The 22,437-nt window shown below is 50.5% G+C and carries 24 protein-coding genes and 1 tRNA gene; 14 read left to right on the top strand and 11 right to left on the bottom strand.

What is annotated here, in order from left to right; all coding sequences use genetic code 11:
• Both AWU77_RS12685 and mrcB read right to left on the bottom strand, forming a co-directional pair.
• A partial coding sequence (locus AWU77_RS12685; RefSeq protein WP_202966653.1) for a DUF6249 domain-containing protein occupies positions 1 to 641 on the bottom strand: 641 nt, incomplete at its 3' end.
• Between the two features lie 291 nt (positions 642 to 932).
• Positions 933 to 3,278: a penicillin-binding protein 1B gene (mrcB, locus tag AWU77_RS12680; RefSeq protein WP_062063952.1), complete on the bottom strand. Its 2,346-nt coding sequence runs from the start codon at positions 3,276 to 3,278 to the stop codon at positions 933 to 935.
• Positions 3,279 to 3,487: 209 nt separating this feature from the next.
• Between mrcB and AWU77_RS12675 the strand changes: the two genes are divergently transcribed.
• Complete coding sequence (locus AWU77_RS12675) at positions 3,488 to 4,489, top strand: adenosine kinase (RefSeq protein ID WP_062063950.1); 1,002 nt, start codon at positions 3,488 to 3,490, stop codon at positions 4,487 to 4,489.
• Positions 4,490 to 4,540: 51 nt separating this feature from the next.
• Here AWU77_RS12675 and AWU77_RS20135 read toward each other — a convergent pair whose 3' ends face one another.
• The 6 genes from AWU77_RS20135 to hemA form a co-directional block, all read right to left on the bottom strand.
• Complete coding sequence (locus AWU77_RS20135) at positions 4,541 to 4,717, bottom strand: PLDc N-terminal domain-containing protein (RefSeq protein ID WP_084618348.1); 177 nt, start codon at positions 4,715 to 4,717, stop codon at positions 4,541 to 4,543.
• Between the two features lie 85 nt (positions 4,718 to 4,802).
• Positions 4,803 to 5,363: a TIGR00645 family protein gene (locus tag AWU77_RS12670; RefSeq protein ID WP_062063947.1), complete on the bottom strand. Its 561-nt coding sequence runs from the start codon at positions 5,361 to 5,363 to the stop codon at positions 4,803 to 4,805.
• Between the two features lie 87 nt (positions 5,364 to 5,450).
• Complete coding sequence (locus AWU77_RS12665; RefSeq protein ID WP_062063945.1) at positions 5,451 to 6,203, bottom strand: molybdopterin-synthase adenylyltransferase MoeB; 753 nt, start codon at positions 6,201 to 6,203, stop codon at positions 5,451 to 5,453.
• Between the two features lie 123 nt (positions 6,204 to 6,326).
• Positions 6,327 to 7,196 (bottom strand): peptide chain release factor N(5)-glutamine methyltransferase, encoded by an 870-nt coding sequence (prmC, locus tag AWU77_RS12660; protein WP_062063943.1) that lies wholly within the window; start codon positions 7,194 to 7,196, stop codon positions 6,327 to 6,329.
• 123 nt (positions 7,197 to 7,319) lie between these two features.
• Entirely contained in the window at positions 7,320 to 8,402 is a 1,083-nt protein-coding gene (gene prfA / locus AWU77_RS12655) for a peptide chain release factor 1 (RefSeq protein WP_062063940.1), read from the bottom strand.
• Positions 8,402 to 9,727 carry a glutamyl-tRNA reductase gene (hemA, locus tag AWU77_RS12650; RefSeq protein WP_062063938.1) on the bottom strand — a complete coding sequence of 442 codons (1,326 nt, stop codon included), beginning with the start codon at positions 9,725 to 9,727 and terminating at the stop codon, positions 8,402 to 8,404. The genes prfA and hemA overlap by 1 nt, the downstream gene beginning before the upstream one ends.
• 178 nt (positions 9,728 to 9,905) lie before the next feature.
• Here hemA and AWU77_RS12645 point away from each other — a divergent pair, with 178 nt between their 5' ends.
• The 9 genes from AWU77_RS12645 (at position 9,906) to ychF (ending at position 17,685) form a co-directional block, all read left to right on the top strand.
• Positions 9,906 to 10,439, top strand: coding sequence for a hypothetical protein (locus AWU77_RS12645; protein ID WP_062063936.1), 534 nt, complete (start codon positions 9,906 to 9,908; stop codon positions 10,437 to 10,439).
• 22 nt (positions 10,440 to 10,461) lie between these two features.
• The gene (locus tag AWU77_RS12640) at positions 10,462 to 12,300 is read left to right on the top strand and encodes a tetratricopeptide repeat protein (RefSeq protein ID WP_238582420.1); all 1,839 of its coding nucleotides are present in this window, start codon (positions 10,462 to 10,464) and stop codon (positions 12,298 to 12,300) included.
• Positions 12,297 to 12,917, top strand: a complete 621-nt coding sequence (gene lolB, locus AWU77_RS12635; RefSeq protein WP_084618346.1) for a lipoprotein insertase outer membrane protein LolB — start codon at positions 12,297 to 12,299, stop codon at positions 12,915 to 12,917. The genes AWU77_RS12640 and lolB overlap by 4 nt, the downstream gene beginning before the upstream one ends.
• Positions 12,914 to 13,759 (top strand): 4-(cytidine 5'-diphospho)-2-C-methyl-D-erythritol kinase, encoded by an 846-nt coding sequence (ispE, locus tag AWU77_RS12630; RefSeq protein WP_062063934.1) that lies wholly within the window; start codon positions 12,914 to 12,916, stop codon positions 13,757 to 13,759. Before lolB ends, ispE begins: the two co-directional genes overlap by 4 nt.
• Positions 13,760 to 13,784: 25 nt before the next feature.
• Positions 13,785 to 13,859: transfer RNA gene (locus AWU77_RS12625), tRNA-Gln, on the top strand.
• A 238-nt stretch (positions 13,860 to 14,097) separates the two neighbouring features.
• Complete coding sequence (locus tag AWU77_RS12620; RefSeq protein WP_062063983.1) at positions 14,098 to 15,027, top strand: ribose-phosphate pyrophosphokinase; 930 nt, start codon at positions 14,098 to 14,100, stop codon at positions 15,025 to 15,027.
• 105 nt (positions 15,028 to 15,132) lie between these two features.
• A complete protein-coding gene (locus AWU77_RS12615; RefSeq protein ID WP_062063932.1) occupies positions 15,133 to 15,747 on the top strand; it encodes a 50S ribosomal protein L25/general stress protein Ctc in 615 nt (204 codons plus the stop codon).
• Positions 15,748 to 15,875: 128 nt separating this feature from the next.
• A complete protein-coding gene (gene pth / locus AWU77_RS12610; RefSeq protein WP_062063930.1) occupies positions 15,876 to 16,469 on the top strand; it encodes an aminoacyl-tRNA hydrolase in 594 nt (197 codons plus the stop codon).
• A gap of 124 nt (positions 16,470 to 16,593) precedes the next feature.
• On the top strand, positions 16,594 to 17,685 hold the full coding sequence (gene ychF / locus AWU77_RS12605; protein WP_062063928.1) for a redox-regulated ATPase YchF: 1,092 nt from the start codon (positions 16,594 to 16,596) through the stop codon (positions 17,683 to 17,685).
• Between the two features lie 183 nt (positions 17,686 to 17,868).
• Here ychF and AWU77_RS12600 read toward each other — a convergent pair whose 3' ends face one another.
• Together AWU77_RS12600 and AWU77_RS12595 are read right to left on the bottom strand one after the other, a co-directional pair.
• Positions 17,869 to 18,318 (bottom strand): hypothetical protein, encoded by a 450-nt coding sequence (locus AWU77_RS12600; protein WP_062063926.1) that lies wholly within the window; start codon positions 18,316 to 18,318, stop codon positions 17,869 to 17,871.
• Between the two features lie 155 nt (positions 18,319 to 18,473).
• The gene (locus AWU77_RS12595) at positions 18,474 to 18,929 is read right to left on the bottom strand and encodes a GNAT family N-acetyltransferase (RefSeq protein ID WP_062063924.1); all 456 of its coding nucleotides are present in this window, start codon (positions 18,927 to 18,929) and stop codon (positions 18,474 to 18,476) included.
• A gap of 434 nt (positions 18,930 to 19,363) precedes the next feature.
• On the opposite strand from AWU77_RS12595, the gene AWU77_RS12590 reads away from it, so the two are divergent.
• Positions 19,364 to 20,329 (top strand): sulfite exporter TauE/SafE family protein, encoded by a 966-nt coding sequence (locus tag AWU77_RS12590; RefSeq protein WP_062063921.1) that lies wholly within the window; start codon positions 19,364 to 19,366, stop codon positions 20,327 to 20,329.
• Positions 20,330 to 20,380: 51 nt separating this feature from the next.
• On the opposite strand, the gene AWU77_RS12585 is transcribed toward AWU77_RS12590, so the two are convergent.
• Positions 20,381 to 20,800 (bottom strand): hypothetical protein, encoded by a 420-nt coding sequence (locus AWU77_RS12585; protein ID WP_062063919.1) that lies wholly within the window; start codon positions 20,798 to 20,800, stop codon positions 20,381 to 20,383.
• A 181-nt stretch (positions 20,801 to 20,981) separates the two neighbouring features.
• On the opposite strand from AWU77_RS12585, the gene AWU77_RS12580 reads away from it, so the two are divergent.
• The 3 genes from AWU77_RS12580 (at position 20,982) to vapB (ending at position 22,431) form a co-directional block, all read left to right on the top strand.
• A complete protein-coding gene (locus AWU77_RS12580; RefSeq protein WP_062063916.1) occupies positions 20,982 to 21,353 on the top strand; it encodes an XRE family transcriptional regulator in 372 nt (123 codons plus the stop codon).
• A 25-nt stretch (positions 21,354 to 21,378) separates the two neighbouring features.
• Positions 21,379 to 22,122: an RES family NAD+ phosphorylase gene (locus AWU77_RS12575; RefSeq protein ID WP_062063913.1), complete on the top strand. Its 744-nt coding sequence runs from the start codon at positions 21,379 to 21,381 to the stop codon at positions 22,120 to 22,122.
• A gap of 75 nt (positions 22,123 to 22,197) precedes the next feature.
• Complete coding sequence (gene vapB / locus AWU77_RS12570) at positions 22,198 to 22,431, top strand: type II toxin-antitoxin system VapB family antitoxin (RefSeq protein ID WP_062063910.1); 234 nt, start codon at positions 22,198 to 22,200, stop codon at positions 22,429 to 22,431.
• Positions 22,432 to 22,437 lie beyond the last annotated feature (6 nt).

Genomic DNA, 22,437 nt, shown 5'->3' with positions numbered 1-22,437 from the left:
GATGCACCCAGTGCAATCCAGATAAATCCGGCTGAACCTATATCGAACCCCACCATAATGGTGAGAAACACCAGCCAACCAGTGCCGAGAAAAATATTGCGAATCCCCTTGTCGCGGCTGCCTACCGGCTCGTCATTTTTAGGTTCATCACCACGCAATAATTCAACCGGAATATCGCGCCCGGCGGCGAGTAACTTATCGATATTCATATTGATGTCTTGCTGGCGACGACGCTTGGCGCCAAAGAAAAACACCAGAATCAAAATCAACAGGATTATTGGGCCACCAAAAATAAAGACTATGGCAAACAGAGGAATCAGCAGCGCCGGATGGAAGCCGCCGTTATTTTCATGGTCGCCGCCAAACGCTTGATTCAGGTTCTTCTCCCAATCGCGCTCCCAGTTGTTGTGGTGCTGCCAATCATCCGCAACCGGAGCCGGAGGGGCTTGTTCTGCAGTTGGAGCAGTGGCCTGATCAGGTGCTGAAGGGGCATCTGCGGCCGCTGCAGAAGTAGCATGGGGCGCATCCAGAGGTACAGGCGTACCTTCCAGCTCAGCGGCGTGAATAACCGGAACTGCGCACAGCAGTACGATGCCAAAAGCGCCTAACAACTGGCGCGACAAGGTAAACGATAAGGTCATGGGAAAAGCCTCTCAGGAAAAATCCGGGCAGGATTAGATCAATATTGCCCCCAACTCACAACTAAGACACAGTCTAGTGAGCTTCGGATTCATCTGAGCGGTTTATTTTTGCGATGTAAGATCTTGACCGTCACTCCCCATGAGTCTCGTCGTCACTCCTTTGAAACTCGACGTCACTCCCGCTTGCGGGAGTCCAGCTTTTGCTTTTAATACCCATGGATCCCCGCAAGCGGGGATGACGACTCCCCGATGATGATTGATAGGAGTGACAAGTCTTTCCAGATCAGCTGATCAGTTCACTATCCTTTGCCACAGGGATTTGAGCGGGTTTCGATCCTGATGGCAGTCAACGGAATCCAGCGGGCGAAACTCATCGCGCAGCGGCAGCCAGACGGCGCCTTCGCAGGTCTCGGCGCTGAGTTTACCGGTTGCAGTATCCAGCCAATCGAAACTCACCCCGGCAGGTGGTATTTGCTCCAGACTGCGTGTTGGCACCTGCTTCATAAAATCAGCCCAGACTTGCATGGCACCACCAGCGCCACTTAACGGGGTTGCACTGTTGTTATCACGCCCAAGCCACACAACCGCCAAATGCTCTCCACTAAAACCGGCGAACCAGCTATCGCGCTGATCGTCGGTAGTCCCTGTTTTGCCCGCGAGATCGATATGCGATGGAATCTGGTTGTAGGCGCTGCGCCCGGTACCTTCGCGCAAAGTGCGCTGCAGAGCGTATTGCAACTGAAAGGTGGACTCGATGGAAAAGCGCTGCTCCAATTCGAGTGGGTAACGTTTCAATGGTTTGCCATCGGCTGCGAGCACTTCGCGAATTGCGTGGATGGGTGTGAATACGCCTTCCGCAGCAATGGTGTGATACATACCTGCCACTTCTAGCGGCGACATATCAATCGACCCTAATAATATCGCCGGCAATTTGGGTACATCGCCCGCGTAACCGGCTTGTTTTATTGTTTTAGCAACACGATCCAGACCAATCGTCATGCCCAACCGCGCAGTGGATTGATTATAGGAATAGGCCAAGCCTTTGTAGAGCGGGATATCGCCGTGATCTTTTTTATCGGCGTTCTTTGGTGACCACCATTTACCGCCAGATTTATAACTCACCGGTGCATCACTGATGATGGTGCCGAGATTGTATTGCTGGGGTATTTCCAGCGCGGTTAAATACACGAAAGGTTTTATCAATGAACCAACAGGACGCTTGGCATCCAGCGCGCGATTAAAGCCGGAGAAGCGCGGGTCTTTATCACCCAGCAACGCCAGAATTTCGCCACCACCCACCGAGGTGACCACCATTCCGCCCTGGACATCCTTCGTTCTAAATTGTTTTTCCAACTGCTCCACACGCAGTTTCATCGACTTCTCAGCCTGACGCTGCACCATGGGCGACAGCGTGGTGAAGATGCGTAGCCCCTCGCTGCGCAAATCACTTTCTTTGTAATCCTGTTTCAACTGGCGCTTCACTAAATCCATAAAGGCAGGATAAGTAGTGGTGCGCGCTTCACCTTTGGCAACAATACCGAGCGGAGCGGCTTGCGCGGCTTTCAACTGCTGCTCGCTGATCAGCCCCTCTTTGTGCATCACCGCCAGCACCACGTTGCGCCGGCTTTTTGCGCGCTCGGGATTGCGCCAAGGGTTGTAGTAAGACGCACCCTTGACCAAGCCCACCAACAGCGCGAGTTCATGGGTTTTTAATTCGCGCAATGGCTGGCGGAAATAATGTTGCGCCGCCAGTGCGAAACCGTGAATTTCACGGTCGCCACTCTGGCCTAAAAAAATCTCGTTGATGTAAGTTTCTAAAATTTCCGACTTGCTGTAATGCACCTCCAGCAACATCGCCATAATCGCTTCGGGAATTTTGCGGCGCAGCACACTGCGCTCGTTAGTGAGATAGAAGTTTTTCACCAATTGTTGGGTGATCGTACTGCCGCCCTGCAAACCGCCGTCACTGCGCGTAGCATTGAGCCAGGCCGCCCGCACAATCGCCAAGGGCGATACTCCGTGATGATCGAGAAAGTTTTTATCTTCTACTGCCAACAAGGTTTCACCCAGCAGCGGTGGCAAATCACTGAGCCGCACCAGCAGGCGATCTTCTTTATCCGCTGGATAAAAACCGCCAATTTCCTCCGGCTCCATACGCACCAGTGGTAAATCGGCACCGGCTAAATCGATCAAACCCTGCACGCTATTGTTATTCACCCGCAGCATAAATTTGCGCGCAACTTCTTTTTTATCCCAAAAATCAAAACCGCGACTGTGGATGTGATACACCACCTCATGGGAGCCTGCGCTGACTTTTTTCAGGACTTGTCCTGGGGTGTTGGCATTATCTTCAAAGCGATAGCCGAGCGCGCGCAGCTCCTGTTCAAACAGTGCCGGAGTCAGAGTTTGCCCCTGGTACAACTCCAGCGGCCGCGCATAAACCCGCGCCGGCAGCGCCCATTTTTTGCCTTCAAATTTTTCCCGCACCACCGAATCCAGGTACAGCGTCCAGATTCCCACCAGCGCCACCATTAACAGTAAACCATACAACATCCACAAGCGCGCCAGCGCCCAACCGCGACGAGGAGCAGAACCGGAACTTTTAGGGCGACGAGTAGTAGCGCGGCGTTTAGTCATAAGTAGTCTTAGTGATGGTTAAAGCGAATAAAAAGGCGATATTAGCGAGAAAAAAGCGGGGGGCAGTTTAACCGCCACGCCTGACGAATGCGAAACAAAATAAAAGTACTTGGGTGCGAAAAACACGCTTCCGCTTTATCGTGCACCATGAATTTTGCATAATGCGGCACAATCCTGAAATCGATCACTTAATCCACAAGGTCACATCCATGAACAAGCAATATCATATTTACGGCATAGGCGCAGCGCTGGTCGATACTGAAATCACCCTGACCGATGCCGATCTCACCACCATGGCAGTGACCAAAGGGGTTATGACACTGGTTGATGAAGCGCGCCAGAATGCATTGATCACTTATCTGCAAGATCACTTGGTTGCATCCCATCGCGCCAGCGGCGGCTCGGCGGCCAATAGTATTATCGCCGCCGGTTATTTTGGTTCACCCAACTTTTTTTCCTGCAAAGTTGCCAACGATGAAAACGGTGAGTTTTATTTAAACGATATTCACGCAGCCGGTGTCGCTACACCTGCGCATATCACCCCACCAGCAGGTATCACCGGTAAATGTTTGGTGATGATTACACCTGACGCTGAACGCACCATGAATACCTTTCTCGGCATTAGCGAAACCTTGTCGGTCAATGAATTAGATGCGGCAGCAATTGCGCAGTCCCACTACGCCTACATCGAAGGTTATCTAGTCACCTCGCCCACTGGCCGCGCCGCAGCAATTGAATTGCGCCAACAAGCAGAAGCGAATAACACCAAAACGGCGCTGAGCTTATCTGACCCGGCGATGGTGCAATTTTTCCGCGATGGTTTAGTAGAAATGATTGGCAGCGGCGTAGATTTGATTTTCTGCAACCGCGATGAAGCACTCGGCTTCACCCAAACAACAACCATTGGAGCCGCCAGCGAAGCACTAAAACAATACTGCAAACAATTTGCCATTACCTGCGGCAGCGAAGGCGCACTGGTATTTGATGGTGAAACCTTGATTAAGGTCGCTGCACCTGCCGTAACAGCCATCGATACCAACGGTGCGGGTGATATGTTTGCCGGAGCATTTTTGTATGCAATCAATAACGGCAAAGATTTTAAAACAGCGGCTGAATTTGCCAACCTCGCCGCCGCAAAAGTTGTGAGCCAATTTGGCCCACGTTTAAAAGCGGAACAACATGCAGAATTAAAAGCAGGATTTTTTAACTAAAAAGCAGTTAAAACGTAGGATGGGTGGAGCCTAAGCGATACCCATCACGCGCTACTTGGGGCCAAACAATAACCACAAAATAAAGCCCAGAAATGGCAAAAGCAATAACACCACAACCCATATAACTTTGGTACCTGTGCCCGCTTTACTTTGCACTGTTTTGATAATCGCGTAGATCACACAAATCAGCAGTAACAGGCCGAAAAAACCACCTACTTCAACATTCATATCAAACTCCTGTTATTGGATTTTACAATTGCCGATACTGCTACAAGCCGATGGATGTAGCTTGCGCGCCACCCATCGCCGAACATTAATGTTTAATCTTATTCGCAGAACTTACTTTTTGCATCAACAAATCTGTGTAAGCAATACCAATGGCCGACGCGATAAAGGTCATGTGAATAATGGTTTGCCACATGACACCCTCTTCAGTGAACTTAGCGCCGGGCATACCGATATTGCCTGCTTCGATAAACGTTTTTAATAAATGGATTGACGATATACCGATAATCGCCATAGCCAGTTTTACTTTGAGCACGGTGGCATTAACATGACTCAACCACTCCGGCTGATCTGGATGCCCCTGCAAGCGCAAGCGCGACACAAAGGTTTCATAACCGCCCACAATCACCATCACCAACAAGTTGGAAATCATCACTACATCGATCAAACCTAAAACGATTAGCATAATTTGCTGCTCGCCCAGTGAAGACACTCCGATGACCAACAACCACAGCTCATGTAAAAACAGGTACACGTAAGCACACTGCGCGACAATTAACCCCAAGTACAGAGGTAATTGCAACCAGCGCGAGCTGAAAATCAGCGAGGGGAAAAAACCGGTTTTGTATACGGGAGGTACATCGTTCATGCTTACACCTTTAATTCGGAGAGATTTTGTTAGCGCCAATATAAAGACGCGATGATAAAAAACAAGCCCTTTACACAGTCTTACGCTTTATTCAGGCACACGTTGGCTACATACCGGGCAGTTGTGATCTTTGGGTAATTTTAATTCGCGCCATTGGCTGTGGCGTGCATCCAGCAACAGCAAACGCCCGGCGAGATTGGAGCCAAAACCGCAAATCAATTTAATGGCTTCCAGCGCCTGCATGGAGCCGATAATGCCAACCAAAGGCGCTAAGACACCATTTGCGGCACAGGTTAAATCGTCGCTATCTTCTTCATACAAACAGCGATAACAAGGGCTGGTTTCAGTGCGCGAATCAAACACCGCAATTTGCCCTTCCAAACGAATCGCCGCACCGGATACCAACGGAACTTTTGCCGCAACACAAGCAGCATTAATCGCAAAACGAGTTTGAAAATTATCACTGCAATCAACCACAACACTGGCTTGTTTTACTTGTTCGGCAAGCTCATCTGCCGTTAATAATGTTTCGATGCAAGTAATCGCCACGTCGGGATTTAACTCGCGCACACTTTGCGCGGCCGAAGCTGCTTTGTTTACCCCGATGCGCGCATTGGTGTGCACAATTTGCCGCTGTAAATTGCTGAGATCAACCGAGTCAAAATCCACCAGAGTGAGATGACCAACACCCGCCGCTGCCAAATACATGGCAACAGGTGAACCCAATCCGCCGAGGCCGATAATTAATACCCGCGCCGCCAATAATTTTTCCTGCCCATCCAAATCCACATCGGGCAGCATGATTTGGCGCGAGTAACGCAGTAGTTGTTCGTCGTTCATAGACAGCTCAATAATTCATTTTGTCTTCGTCACTCCCGCTAGCGGGAGTCCAGCTTTTTATTAAACACCTATGGATTCCCGCTACGCGAGAATGACGATTCCCTTCATACAATTTATATCCCATTATTTTCTCCCCAAGCTCACGCGCTCATTGCCACCTAAATCGCGGCGGGTTTCTACTTGCACAAAACCGCGCGCTGTTAACAAGCTGCGCACTGCGGCGGCTTGGTCATAACCATGCTCTAACAACAGCCAGCCTTGTGTGCGCAGATAATCCCAACTGTGTTGAATGATGAATTCGATATCCGCCAAACCGTGGTTATCCGCTATTAATGCCGAGCGCGGCTCAAAGCGCACATCACCCTGCTCCAAGTGCGGATCTTGCGGGTCGATATAAGGTGGATTGCTGACGATAACATCAAATTGTTGCGCGCCGGTTGCATCTCCTTGTAACGCCGGTGCAGTAAACCAATCGCTCTGCAGTATTTGCACCTGATCAAATTGCAATTCGCGGCGATTGGTTTCGGCAAGCGCAACCGCGTCTGCGGATTTATCCACCCCCAACAATTGCCAGTGCGGCTTTTCACTCGCCAGCGCCAGCACAATCGCACCTGTGCCCGTACCCAAATCGAGGCAGCGGCGGATTTGCTGGGTGGAATCGCCGCTGAATAATTCCAGCACGGTTTCCACCAGTAGCTCAGTATCCGGGCGCGGAATCAGCGTGGAATTATTAACGGCAAGTGGCAGCGACCAAAACTCGCGCTGGCCAATAATATGCGCGACTGGCTCACCATTTTTGCGACGCACGAAATAATCGTTAAATAACGTTTCTTGTTCAGTGGTGAGTGTTTTATCCGGCCAGGTAAAAAGATAAGTGCGATTTTTTTGCAGGATATGGCAGAGAATTAATTCGATATCGAGGCGAGCGGAATCGCTGATCAATTCCAATTCGCCTGCACGCTGTAAACATTGCGCAACGGTGATGTTGTTCATAGGGGAGTCCGTAGGTTGTGGCGGGTCGCGTAGACTGAGGAACGAACCCCAACATATCAATCTTGCCACAAAGTGTTGGGGTTCGTTCCTCACCGCCAACCTACGAATGTGCGCTCAATAATCTCAATCCGCAATCGCCGCCAACTGATCTGCTTGGTATTCATGAGCAAGTGGATCAACAACCGGATTCAAATCGCCTTGCATAATCGCATCCAGCGAATACAACGTCAGGTTGATACGGTGATCGGTCACGCGGCCTTGCGGGTAGTTGTAAGTGCGAATTCGCTCGGAGCGATCGCCCGAGCCCACCAAACTGCGGCGCTCATCGGAAAGCGATTTGTGCGCGGCATCTTCTTGTTGCTGCTTTAATTTGGTGGCGAGCAAACTCATCGCGCGGGCGCGGTTTTTGTGTTGCGAGCGCTCGTCCTGGCATTCAATTACCAAGCCGGTGGGAATGTGCACAATACGAATCGCCGAATCGGTTTTGTTAACGTGCTGACCACCCGCACCAGATGCGCGAAAGGTATCGATACGCAAATCAGCTTTGTTGATATTGATCTCTTCCATTTCATCCGCTTCCGGCATTACTGCCACAGTGCAAGCAGAGGTATGGATACGGCCCTGGGATTCGGTTTCCGGTACACGCTGAACCCGGTGCGCGCCCGATTCAAATTTTAATTTTGAATAAACACCTTGGCCGCTCACCAACGAAATAATTTCTTTAAAGCCGCCGTGTTCGCCTTCGTTTTGGCTCAAAACTTCCACACGCCAACCTTGATTTTCAGCGTAGCGCGAATACATGCGGAATAAATCGCCAGAGAAAATTGCCGCCTCATCGCCACCGGTACCGGCGCGAATTTCGAGGTAACAGTTTTTCTCGTCATTAGGATCTTTTGGCAGCAAGAGTTTTTGCAACTCCAACTGCATGGGCTCAAGTTGCGCAGTGCAATCTTTCAGCTCTTCTTCGGCCATTTCTTTCATATCGGCGTCGCCATCCACCAGCAGGTGTTTGGCCTCTTCGATATTGGCGAGCAGGTTCAAATAGTTTTGATAGCCCTGCACCACCGGCTCTAATTCGGCGTACTCTTTGGAGAGATCGCGAAATTTATTTTGGTTGTTGATGATGTCGGCTTCCGACAGCATTGCGCTCACTTCTTCATAGCGCTCTTTCAGGCGATCCAGTTTTTCTAAAATTGATGCTTTCATTATGACTCACTTGCATCACTGCTAAGTTCAGCAGCAGGGTTAACAGATTCTTGCGCTGCGTTTAAGGCTTCAGCGTTAAGCGATAAATCAAATAGCTCTTGTGCAACTTGAATAACGTGGTGGCGCGAACTGGCACTCGCCTCTTTTAAAACCCTAGTGGGCGAATGAATCAATTTATTGGTGAGATTGCGTGCAAACAATTGCAACACTTGCTCGGGGTTTGCACCTGTGTGCAAGCTGCGCAGCGCCTTTTCCAACTCTGCATCACGCAGTTGCTCCGCCTTATGGCGATAGGCTTTTACTGTTTCGACCGCGTTGAGCGCGCGCTGCTGGCGCAAAAACAATTCCACGCCCTGGGTAATAATTTCTTCCGCCTGATCGGCCGCTGCAACGCGGGATTTTTTGTTTTCATCAATCACCGCGTGCAAGTCATCCACGGTGTATAGATACACATCATCCAACTCGCCCACTTGCTCTTCGATATCGCGCGGCACGGCGATATCGAGCATAAACATGGGTTTGTGTTTGCGCTTTTTCAGCGCCGATTCTACCGCGCCTTTGCCGAGCAGCGGTAATTGACTAGCGGTGGAGGAAATCACCAAATCGGCGCGATGCAATTGCTCGGGAATATCGGCGAGTAAAATCGCCTCGCCATTAAATTCGCGCGCGAGCCGCTGGGCGCGATCAAGCGTGCGGTTGGCAACAATAATATGTTTAATACCCTGCTCTACCAAATGGCGCGCAACCAGTTCAATGGTCTCACCTGCACCAATCAGAAGCGCGGTATCTTCTTTTAGGTTAGAGAAAATTTGCTGCGCAAGGCTGACCGCCGCATAAGCAACAGAAACCGGATTCTCGCCAATCGCCGTCTCGGTGCGCACACGCTTGGCGATATGAAAAACCTGCTGAAACGTAGCGTGTAATTCCGCCCCTAAAGTGCCCGCTTCTTTTGCGACCGCAAAGGCCGACTTCATTTGGCCTAAAATTTGCGGCTCACCCAGTACCAGTGAATCGAGGCCACCCGCCACTTTCATCATGTGGCGTACGGCTTCGTGATCCTGATAGCAGTAATAGCTGTTGGCTAAATCCGCCGCATTAATCGCGGTGTGATCAACCAACCACTGCTGAATCGCCGTCGCATCGCTTTCGCTCGCCGCATAAATTTCGGTGCGATTGCAGGTGGAGAGTATGGCCACTTCGCTCAAACCCGCATGGGCACAGGCTTCCTGCATAGCACCGTGCAAATTCTCCGGCGCGAACGCAACCCGCTCGCGCAAGGCAAGTGGGGCGGTAGTATGGTTGATGCCAAAGGCTAACAGGGTCATGTGTCGGACTAATTGTTTTAGGGGGAGCGTATGCCGAAGGGCGGTATTGTCCGGTCACAGAGGGAGCGTGACAAGAGGCAAGTTCCTAATCCTGCAATAAAGGGGTGCTATTAAGCCGATTCATCGCCCCGAACATCACCATCTATACTCAACCACAGATGCAATTTGGAGCTGCTCAATGCGAAGACCGTACAACCCGACCATTATTGACATTGAAGCCTCAGGCTTTGGTTCGCGCAGCTACCCGATTGAAATCGGTGTGGTCAAAACCAATGGAGAGCGCTACTGCGCACTAATCGCACCACAACCCGAATGGGATCACTGGAGCGACAGTGCCCAGGCAATTCACGGCATTACCCGCAAACTCATCGAAAATCGCGGCAGATCGCCGCGAGAAATCTGCACCGAACTGAACGAATTCCTCGGCGAGATAACCGCTTACAGCGATGCCTGGACCCACGATAGCCCCTGGCTCAGCCGCTTGTTTTTTGCCGCACGAATGAACCCGAGCTTTCACCTTAGCCCCATCGAAATAATCGCCACCGAGGCACAATTGCTACTGTGGGATAAAACCAAACACAAGCTGGAAAAGCGCCTCGATATCAAACGCCATCGCGCCAGTGGCGATGCCTACCTCATCCAACAGACCTTTCTTGAAACCCGCCGGCTTATCGATACCCGCCCAGCACTGGCGCGGCGCACCGGGCTTTAACCAGCATACATCTACATGGGTGATGACGGGATCTTTTCACAGCATTACCAAAACGCACTTTTTATCATTCAACTTCACGTTTATGATGTCCGGCCGCGCGACCTGGTTTGCGCTCACTCATCCGCTCCATTACTGGTCACGCATGATCAAACACCGCCCAATTATTCTGTCGAGCATGACCCTTTACTGGGTATTGAGTGGTTGCAGCCTGCAATCAGCTCGCACGGTTGCGGCACCCGAACCCCAGCCGGAAATACTGATCCAAACCCCAAGCAAACCTTTTCCGACAGAAACACTTTACTCATTGCTTGCCGCAGAAATCGCCGGAAGCCGCGCGCAATATGATGTCGCCCTGAGCAATTATGTGCAGCAGGCGCGCGAAACCCGCGACCCGCAGATTGCCGAGCGCGCCACCATGATTGCGCGCTACCTGGGCGACAACCCAGCAGCACTGGAAATGGCGCGCATCTGGGTTCAAGCCGCACCCTACGATAAAGATGCCCTGGCCAATACCTCTATGGCCTATATGCAAACCGGCCAACTGCGCGAGGCATTTGAGTATTCGCGCCGCTTGCTGGATGAAGGTGGGGAGCCGCTATTCCAGAACATTGCCGCCAATGCCGTCAGCCTCAGGGAGGCAGAGCGAGCCGCACTGCTCAATGATTTTGTGACCCAACGGCAACGCCATCCAGAAGATGAGCAGCTTATGGTCGGCATGGGAATACTGCTACAACAGCAGGGCAAATACGACGAGGCTATGGATCTAGTCCAGCAGACACTCAAAATACATCCGCGCAGTATTCCGGCCGCCATTCTTGAAGCCAACTTGCTACACCAGATGAAGCGCGATCAGGAGGCGATTGCCAAAATGGCCAATCTGCTGGAGTTCTACCCTGACAACACCAGCCTACGCCAACAGTACGCCCGTATTCTGACCCATTACGATATGGCGCTGGCGCAGGAGCAATTTACAATCCTCACCCAACAGCTGCCCGACAATGGCGACCTGCTCCTGTCACTCGGGATAATCGCACTGGAACGCAAAGATCTGGAAACCGCACACAAGTCATTTGAATCGCTGCTGGATCGCGACCTGCATATTTCCACTGCGCATTATTATTTAGGGCGCATGGCTGAGGCGCAGCACGATCTACCAGAGGCCATCATTCACTACTTGCAGGTGGAAAGCGGCAATGATTTTCTGCCGGCGACCATCAGCCTGCTGGATATTTTCGTGCGCCAGCAAGATTTTCTCAGCGCCCAGCAACACATGAATCGCCTGCGCCTGCGCTTCCCCGAGCAGGGCGAAGTGCTCTACGTACTGCACGGTCAAACCCTGATAAAGCACAATCATCTGCCCCAAGCCGATAGTGTGTTTAGCGAGGGGCTCGCCAATTTTGCCACCAGCACCCGCTTGCTGTTTGCCCGCGCCATGCTCAATCACCAGCGCGACCGCATCGCCGCCGCCGAGCGCGATCTGCGCCAGATATTAAAACAGCAACCCGACAATGCCGCCGCACTCAACTCGCTGGGCTATATATTGGCAGACCGCACCCAGCGTTTTGCCGAAGCGCGCAGCCTGCTGGAAAAAGCCATGCAACTGCAGCCAAACGACCCAGCCATTCTCGACTCGATGGGCTGGCTGCACTACCGCACCGGCAAATACGCCGAGGCGTTACCCCTGTTACGCAAGGCTTATGCCGCTGGCCCCAACGCCGAAATCAGCGCTCACCTGGGTGAAATTTTGTGGCAATTGGGTAACAAAGCGGAGGCCCGCCAAGTCTGGCAAGAGGGCATAAAACACGCCCCCAATGATCCAGTCATTCAAGAAACACTCAATCGCCTCAAGGCCGATTTATGATGCAACGCAGCCTACTGTTACTTTTATCACTGCTATTCATTAGCGGCTGCGTCCATCGCGGCTCACTGACACCGCCAGAGGATGTGATTGAGCATCAGCGTCAACTGCAAGCAATTAACGACTGGCAACTGAGCGGCAAATTGGGCATCCGCACTGCAGACGACAGCGGTAGCGCGAGCGTCAAATGGGTGCAACAACTCGCCCACTACCAGATCAACCTCAGCGGCCCGCTCGGACAAAAAAGCATGATTCTCACTGGCACGCCGGAAAAGGTGCGCCTTGAACAAAGCGGCGAACCGGCGCAAGAAGCCAAAACCGCCGAGGCCTTAATCAAAAAAACGGCTGGCTGGACCCTACCGGTCGCCCAGCTTGCCTATTGGGTACGCGGTGTGCCCGCGCCCAAATTGCGCATCACTCATCTGCAACAGAACGAAAGCGGCCTGATCGCCCAATTGATTCAAGGCGGCTGGAGTATTAATTACAGCAACTACCGCGATCACACCTTCAATGGCGTTATTTTGCCACTGCCAGGAAAAATCACTGCTGAATTTGAGGATGTACGTTTGATACTGGTGATTCGCGATTGGCACTTGGGGGCGCAGGATACAAACCAATGACCAGCCTGACCTTACTCTCACCCGCCAAACTCAATTTGTTTTTGCACATCACCGGGCGCCGCCCGGACGGCTACCACAATCTGCAAACCCTTTTTCAATTGCTGGATTACGGCGATACCCTCACCTTTACTACCCGCAGCGATGGTCAAATCACGCTTGCGCCGGAATTACCCGGTGTCGGCTTTGAGCAAAATCTGATTATCAAAGCGATGCGCGCACTGGAACCCTACAAAGCTTCCGCAGCGGGTGTAGATATCCAACTGGAAAAACGCTTGCCGATGGGCGGTGGCATAGGGGGCGGCAGCAGCAATGCCGCAACAACTCTGGTCGCCCTCAACCATTTATGGGGCTGCGGCCTGAGCAAAAATCAACTGCAAATGATCGGATTGCAACTCGGCGCCGACGTACCCGTGTTTATAAACGCCCAAACCGCTTGGGCAGAAGGTGTCGGGGAGGCGCTGGAAGCTATCAAAATGTCGCCAAAATGGTTTTTGGTTATACAACCTGATTGTCACGTATCCACTGCTGAAATTTTTTCTAACAAAGATTTGACAAGAGATACTTCGGCCATTAAAGTGGCGGCCTTCCTTGAGCGGGGCGGTAAAAATGACTGCGAAGCCTTGGTGAGAAAGCTCTATCCGCAAGTTGATAACGCACTCATCTGGTTACAGAAATTTGATCGCAACGCACGAATGACGGGAACCGGAGCCTGCGTATTTGCAAGCTTTGAGTCGGTAGAAGAAGCACTTAAGGTGCAGGCAAAATTGCCCAACAATCTACCCGGTTTTGTAGCACAAGGTGTAAACCAATCACCGCTCTACAACTTCCTTCCGTCAGACTAATCAAGAACTGTGTTTTAAACACAATAGGGGCGTCGCCAAGTGGTAAGGCAGCGGGTTTTGATCCCGCCATTCGTAGGTTCGAGTCCTTCCGCCCCTGCCATCTATTTTTAAGTCATTGTTTCAGGTGTGTTCACCATTTAATTCGCACCACTAACACGAACCCTAAACGATGACCATTCTGATTAATTCCCTTTTGATACTGCTGAATCTGCGCTCCAGCCCGAAATTTCCTAGGGTAAAAAACACTGCTTTGCGCAGACAGACAATATCGGCTCTGGCTTTTTACCACCTGCAATCACCCCAGCCATCACCAAAAGGTATCTGACGTGACTGACTTAATGGTCTTTACCGGCAACGCAAACCCGGATCTCGCACAAAAAATTGTGGATCACCTGGGTATGCCACTCGGCAATGTTTCTGTTTCGCAATTTTCTGACGGCGAAATCGCCGTAGAACTGCACGATAACGTGCGCGGTCGCGATGTGTTTGTAGTGCAGCCCACCTGCGCCCCCACCAATGACAACCTGATGGAATTAATTGTCATGGTCGATGCGCTGCGTCGCGCGTCTGCCGGTCGCATCACTGCGGTAGTACCCTACTTCGGTTACGCCCGTCAGGATCGCCGCGTGCGCTCTGCTCGTGTGCCAATCACGGCAAAAGTAGTGGCCGATATGATGGTCGGTGTTGGTGTTGACCGCGTACTTACCGTTGACCTGCACGCGGAACAGATTCAAGGCTTCTTTGATGTGCCGGTGGATAACGTCTACGGTTCGCCAGTATTGCTGGAAGACATTGAACAACAAAAATTTGAAGACCTGATTGTGGTATCACCCGACATAGGCGGCGTAGTGCGCGCCCGTGCGGTAGCCAAACAATTGGGCATTGATCTGGCGATTATCGATAAACGCCGCCCGCGCGCCAACGTTGCGGAAGTGATGCACATTATCGGTGAAGTGGAAGGTCGCACCTGCCTGCTGGTGGATGACATTATCGATACCGCTGGCACCCTGTGCAGCGCCGCCAAAGCCCTTAAAGCCCAAGGCGCGAAAAAAGTGATCGCCTACTGTACTCACCCGGTGTTATCGGGCAAGGCGATAGAAAATCTGAACAATTCCGAGCTGGATCAGTTGGTTGTCGCCGACTCCATCCCGCTCAGCGAAGCGGCAAAAAATTGCTCGCGCATTCGCAGCCTGACCCTATCAAGAATGCTCGCCGAAGCTATGCGTCGCCTGAGCAATGAAGAATCCCTGAGTGCAATGTTCCGCTAATAGAGCATTACACTCGGTAAACTGCCACTGCGCATTCTGCACAGTGGTCACTGAAACCCATCAGGTTCTGGTCGCGGATCTGAATGGAAAATTGAGGACGATAAAATGTCTGAAGACTTTAAATTAGATGCAACAGCCCGTAACGATTTAGGGAAAGGTGCGAGCCGCCGCCTACGTCGTTTGGCAGCTCAAGTTCCTGCTGTAATTTACGGCGGCACTGTAGCCCCAACTAGCGTTTCTGTTTCTGCCAATGAGCTGATGAAGCACTTGGAACACGAAGCATTCTACTCGCACATCATCAGCTTGAATGTTGACGGCACTGCTCAGGACGTAATCCTGAAAGATGTACAACGTCACCCATCCAAGCCAGTGGTATTGCACTTGGACTTCTTGCGCGTTGATAAATCAACCAAGATCCACACTCACGTACCTTTGCACTTCATCAATGAAGCGACTTCAAAAGGCGTGAAAATCCAAGGCGGTAAAGTGGTTCACAACCTGACCCAATTGGACGTAATCTGCTTGCCACAACATTTGCCAGAATTCATCGAAGTAGATGTAGGCAATATGGAAGTGGGCAGCATTCTGCACATTACCGATCTGAAATTGCCTGGCGGCGTTGTTTCTGCTGACCTGCAAAAAGGTGATGATCACAACCTGGCTGTTGTTACTATTCAAAAGCCAAAAGGTGCTGCAGAAGAAACTACCGAAGAAGCATAATTGCCTCTTTCCGGTTGCAAAAAGGGCTGACTCTTCGGAGTCGGCCTTTTTTTTGGGCGCACATTTCATCGCAGCATTTGATAGGTACAATGCGCGCAATCGCAAAAAAGTATGAGTGAAAACAAGTTATGGCCAATACCGAGATTCAATTGATTGTAGGGCTGGGCAACCCCGGCAGCGAATACGAGCGCACGCGCCACAACGCCGGGCAAGATTTTGTCGCAGACTTCGCCCGCTCACTGGGTGCCTCACTCGCCCCCGACAACAAATATTTCGGCCTGACTGCGCGAGTCAATTATCAAGGCCGCGACCTGCGCCTGCTAGTGCCCACCACTTATATGAATCGCAGCGGCCAGTCGGTCGGCGCTATGGCCAACTTTTTTAAGATCGAACCTGCCGCGATTTTGGTCGCCCACGATGAACTGGATCTCGCCCCCGGTATCGCCCGCTTTAAACAGAGTGGCGGCCACGGCGGCCACAATGGCCTGCGCGATATCATCGCCGCATTCGGCAACAATCCCAACTTCCCGCGCCTGCGTTTAGGTATTGGTCACCCAGGTGTCGCGGCGATGGTCGCCAACTTTGTACTAAAGCGCGCACCCAGTAGCGAACAGGAATTGACTGATGACGCCATCGCCCGCGCCATCAAATGCATGCCCGATGCCCTTAAAGGCGACTGGAATACGGCGATGAAAAACCTGCATACCGATCCTAAAAAATAGCCATTCGGCACATCGCGCAGTAACGAATTGCGCAAACTTCGTCTAAAGGGCGCTGAGCATGTATAATCGCGCCCTCTCGATTTTCACCTCTTATTTTTCATACTTCTCATAGCGGAATAGCATCATGGGTTTCAATTGCGGCATCGTCGGCCTGCCCAACGTCGGCAAATCAACACTGTTCAACGCCCTGACCAACGCGGGCATCAGCGCCGAAAACTTCCCCTTCTGCACCATTGAACCCAACGCCGGCATCGTGACCGTACCCGATCCGCGTCAGGACAAACTCGCTGAAATCGTCAAACCCGAGCGTGTTATCGCCACCACCATGGAATTTATCGACATCGCCGGTATTGTTGCCGGTGCCTCGCGCGGTGAAGGCCTGGGCAACAAATTTCTCGCCAACATCCGCGAGACCGATGCCATCGCCCACGTAGTGCGCTGCTTTGATGACGACAACGTAATTCACGTGGCCAACGGTGTTAATCCCGCCGCCGATATTGAAGTGATCAATACTGAACTCGCCCTCGCCGATCTGGAAGCGGTAGACAAAGCCATCAACCGCTACGCCAAATCCGCCAAAGGCGGCGACAAACACGCCATGGCGATCAAAGCGCTGCTGGAAAAAATCCAACCGCACTTGGATCAAGCCAAACCGCTGCGCTCTTTCCCGCTCGACAAAGAAGAAAAAGCGCTACTGAAAGAGATCAACCTGCTCACGCTCAAACCGACCATGTACATCGCTAACGTGGCGGAAGATGGCTTTGAAAATAATCCACACCTGGATGTAGTGCGCAAAATTGCCGAAGAAGAAAACTCGATCGTGGTGCCGATTTGCAACAAGCTAGAAGCCGACATCGCCGAACTCGAAGGCGATGACAAAAAAGAATTTCTCGATGAAATGGGCATGGAAGAACCCGGCCTGAATCGTGTAATTCGCGCCGGTTACCAACTGCTCGGCCTGCAAACCTATTTCACCGCCGGTGTAAAAGAAGTGCGCGCCTGGACCATTCCCGTAGGCGCCACTGCGCCGCAAGCGGCAGGCGTCATTCACACCGACTTTGAAAAAGGTTTTATCCGCGCCGAAACCATTGCTTACGAAGACTTCGTGCAATACAACGGCGAACAAGGCGCGAAAAACGCCGGCAAGTCACGCAAAGAAGGTAAAGAATATATCGTCAAAGATGGCGATGTAATGCACTTCTTGTTTAATGTGTAACAACCAAACCAAATAAAGCCAGAAAATTACTACTGGCTTTAGGGTTTCAAAAAATACGGCGGCTTTGCAAAAAGCCGTCGTATTTTTTTGGGACGCTGGTTAACAATCAAATTGTGGAGTGAGCTTCGCAGGCAAGCTACCGAACCTCACCAATTGGTCAGAGCAAAATAAGATGCCGTCATCCTAGCGGTTGCATAGCGCAAGCAGAGTGCGTCGTTTTTGGTCGTGAATCGCAATCATATAAGGTGTTTGATTCATCGCCCACGCAAAGTGGTTCTTTTTATCTGAATGCCAAATAGCCCCCGTAAGACCACAATTTCGATTTAAATTTTCCTGATTCTGTAAAACACCCTGCTCGGCATAGGTCCACGCATCCCGACACTGCCTAATGGCAATTTCTCTAACCTTGTTTTCTGCATCGGCAGCATCTTTACCTAGTGCCCCTGCAAATAATTTGTGCCCTTCATAATCTGTATGCCATCTATCTGCAGAGTAACCACAATGCAGTGCAACATTCATTTTCTGATATTCAACGGCCTGCTCAGCATAGCTAGCGCTCCAGTCAGAATTTTCTTTAGCTGCTGCTGGGAATGTAATTACAAATACCGCTACGAGCAAAAACACATGTTTCATATTTATTTCCCTGTAAATGTTAATTTAATTAGAAATTCCGTGATTTAAGATATGGATTCAAAACTTACTCCCACGATAGCGTCAGCGTAATTACCGTTGGTGGTTTTTCTGGCAGAGCTGACCACTTATATAAACAGAGTGCGTTGTTACTAAACCTATAAGCCGATTTTCGTGAACTTTAATTTAGGCAACATTCTTTTCTGTGGCTCGCTATAAACCTCCCCAACTTTCAATGCGCCTTTCTTTAAATAAAACCCTTCAGCATCCGGGTCAGATATGATGTAGAAGCTAGATATTTCCAACGCACTGCATTCAAAAAGGATTTGCTCAAACACCAAATTACCAAAACCCTTGCCAATGGCTTTTGGCAATAACCACAGGTGATCAAGCTCATTGCTATCGCCTTTCACTATGGCGAAAAATCCAATCACCTCTTCATCATTCAAAATCAGTTTGACTGTATTGCGGGCGATATACTCTTCATCAAATTTTAAATTTGATCTCCATTCCTCAAGTTGCTCTTGAGAGTAACCCCAATAGCCCTTCGATTCGATTAACGTATCTCGAAGAAGTTCGGCATGCTTTGCCTCGGCATCTATAAAATGGAGCACTGATTACACCTAAAAGTTTATTCTACGGGCCGCATGCCGGTGGCATGCCAATTAAATTAACACAAAAAAGCTATTGCGGTTCATAAACTCAATCTACTTGACCCACTCCAACCTATCTTGAACAACTCCGGGGTTTTCTGCACAACCAAGTAATCATGTATCACCGCGAAAAAAGTGTGAAAGCTGCAAGCGCAAGCCACTGAATGACCCATAACATAACGCTAAAGTTGCAGCGGCTTTAACCACTTTACCTTTCTTAAATAACAATGACTCTTAATTGCGATAAGTGACAACTGAAACCAAAGCATCAGTAAAAATGTGCATTAAAAATTTCGTTATAAGGTAAGAAACATTCAGTATTTCCGCCGCAATTAGATTGCCCCTAAGATGCGCCCAACTCACCACCCGGCGACTATCACAACGGAAATGAAAAAATGAAAATTCGCAATCTGGATTTATCCGATACACCCATCAATGAGGAGCATCAGCGCCTCGGTATTCCACCCATCGAAGTCATTCCACTCCACCCAATTATTCGCTCCGCGATTTGGTTTACTGCCTTCACCCTGATCGGCTTAGTGGTGTTGGGAATATCCAAAGTATTTGGCAATAGCTGGTCCGATGGCGTTAACACCATTGAACTCACCCTTAACGACTCCATGTTTTGGAGCGCGCTGCTGGTGGGTTTAATTGCACAGGCAATCGACGGCGCACTGGGCATGGCTTACGGCATTACCTCGACCAGTTTTTTGTTGGCGACTGGCGCATCACCCGCGCTGGCGACAGCATCGGTGCACATGGCGGAAGTATTTACTACCGGTGTATCGGGGATCTCTCACGCAAAATTTGGCAACGTCGATAAAAAATTATTTTTGCGCTTGTTAATTCCCGGCATCATCGGCGGCCTGCTCGGCGCACTTTTAGTGACGCAGATCGATGGCAAAATACTCAAACCATTTATCACCGGGTATTTATTGTTAATGGGCATCTATGTGTTGAGTAAAGCCTTTCGCAAACACATAGCCGCGCGCAAAGGCGAACCCAAACACGTGGCAAAATTGGCACTACTGGGCGGATTTGTGGATTCGTCGGGCGGGGGCGGCTGGGGGCCAGTGGTGACAACAACCTTGGTAGGTACAGGGCACGACCCGCGCACTACGATTGGCTCGGTGAATTTTGCGGAGTTTTTTCTCACTCTAGCCAGCGCTGCATCGCTGTTTATTTTGGTGGATGAAACCATCTGGCACATAGTGGCAGGCTTGGTAATCGGCGGATTGTTTGCCGCACCGTTTGCCGCCTATGCGTGCAAAAAGTTTTCGACCAGAACCTTGCTGATATTGGTCGGCGTACTGATTAGCGTAATCTCGGTATTCAATCTCTATAAAGCATTGATTGCTTAACGGCAGCAGTGCCATACGAGTGGAGGCAATTATCTTGCCTCCACTTTTTATTTACGCAGGCCAAATTGGCAACTCGGTAGCTTCATCATATTCCGGGAAAATAACCACATTAAATACTTCGCTATCAAAAACCCACGCCATGATTTGCAATTCATCGGCGTAGTAGCTTTTCCCATCTTTTTTAAAATCTTCATCCAAACTAAACGAGGGGAATATTGCTTCAAGTTCAGCTTCTGTAATACCGATGATGGGTTTTGAATCCAGCAGCGCTGAATCCGCCATCACCGTTATCGAACTCAAGCGATAACTGTCCTCTGCCTGAAACGACAACTCCAAGCCACTCTCAAACTCCCAGATGTCTTCTTCCTCGATTTTTTCAATATTCGCAGGCGCACCTAATAGGGCTTGCACCTGCTGCTGGCTCATCCCCAACTTAATATTCTCTACACCCACTTTTGGCAAAATATTCATATAAACCTCGGAAACATTAACATCAGCGATAAATACCTAAACTACAGGCCACGAGTATGGACGAGTTGGTATGAAAACGGGAAAACATCCTGCAAAACCGTTGATTGATCAAATTTCAGCCTTGCAATTCATATGACACACCTTATAATCAAAAGAATCACCTGATACTCAAGGGTAAGCTATGAACACCAAACCGGTTTCTATTTCAGACCTCAATTTAGTGGGTGGCAGCGTTATCAGCGCCGCCGATGCCCTTGGCCTTGCCCGCGAGCAGCTGGCCGAGGCTATTGGGGTTTCTGTATCCACCGTCGCGCGGATGAAGAATGGCTCGTCGCCAGTGCCGGAACAAAAACCGTTTGAGATGTCGCTGCTGCTAATCCGTGTGTATCGCTCACTGTTTTCGATTCTCGGCGGCAATAGCGAGGCGATGAAACACTGGATGAGCACACCCAATCATCACTTAGGCGAAGAAGCGCCTGCCGAACTGATTCGCAAGGCCGATGGGCTGACGCGTGTGCTCTGGTATCTCGATGCCATGCGCGGGCGCATCTAAACCACTCTTTGCTTAATGGATTGCGATGCAGGATTTAGCCGGATTACTCGCGCCGCATATTGTTGGCAGTTGCTGGCGCGTGGTGGAAACACAAGAAACCGCAGCCACTATGGCGATCACCCATTCTGCTGCGGAACAGAGCCGCCTTGAAGAATTGTTGGATTCATCCAAACCCAAAATACCCGCCGACTGCACCGGTCTCTCTTATTTATTGATGACCCCTTTTCGCTATCCGCCGCTGCGCTACGGCTCACGTTTTGGCAGCACCTGGGAGCGCGGCATTTTTTACGGCTCCTGCGAATTAAAAACCGCTTTTGCAGAAACCGCTGTCTACTTTTGGTTATTCCAACAAGGCCCGATAACACTTGGATCACTAGCGCAAATACGCGACCAGCGCACCGCATTTTCAGTCAAGTTAATTAGCCAGAAAGCGCTGGATATGCACAGCGAATCGTTCAACTCGGTGCGCACCAATATTCATCGCCCCGACTCATGGGAATACACTCAGCAACTGGGTAAACAACTGCGCGAACTGGGCACTGAATTTATTATTTATCCTTCCGCGCGCTTGGCCGAAGGCAAAAATATTGCAGTATTTTCGCCCATTGCCTTCGCCGAAAAAGAACCCGCACAACAACAGCTCTGGCATGTGCGCTTCACCACCGACACCTGCACTTTTGTGCGCGCAGGCATCAGCGGTGGCTTTGAATTTCAACGAGAGGATTTTTCAGTGGATGGCCGGATTCCGCATCCAATGTTGGAGGCTTAAGCCAAGCTATATAGCATTGCCATATGGCAGATATGCGATTAGAATTTAGCCACCCCATCAACACTGGAGAAAGTCATGGCAACTGGTTCTGTATTCATCAACAACCGCACCCAATCTGTCCGCCTTCCGGCTGAGGCACGCTTTCCCGACAAGGTAAAAAAAGTCACCGTTCGCGTGGTGGGACAAGACCGCATCATCTCTCCTGCAGATGCAACTTGGGATAGTTTTTTCCTCAGCACCGAAACAGTAAGTGATGATTTTATGAATGACCGTGGCGCTCAAGAACAACAAGAGCGAGAAGAGTTCTAATGCTTA

Origin of the sequence: Cellvibrio sp. OA-2007, from assembly GCF_000953825.1 — a bacterium.
Lineage (GTDB): Bacteria > Pseudomonadota > Gammaproteobacteria > Pseudomonadales > Cellvibrionaceae > Cellvibrio.
This window is presented reverse-complemented; position numbering and strand designations above follow the sequence as displayed.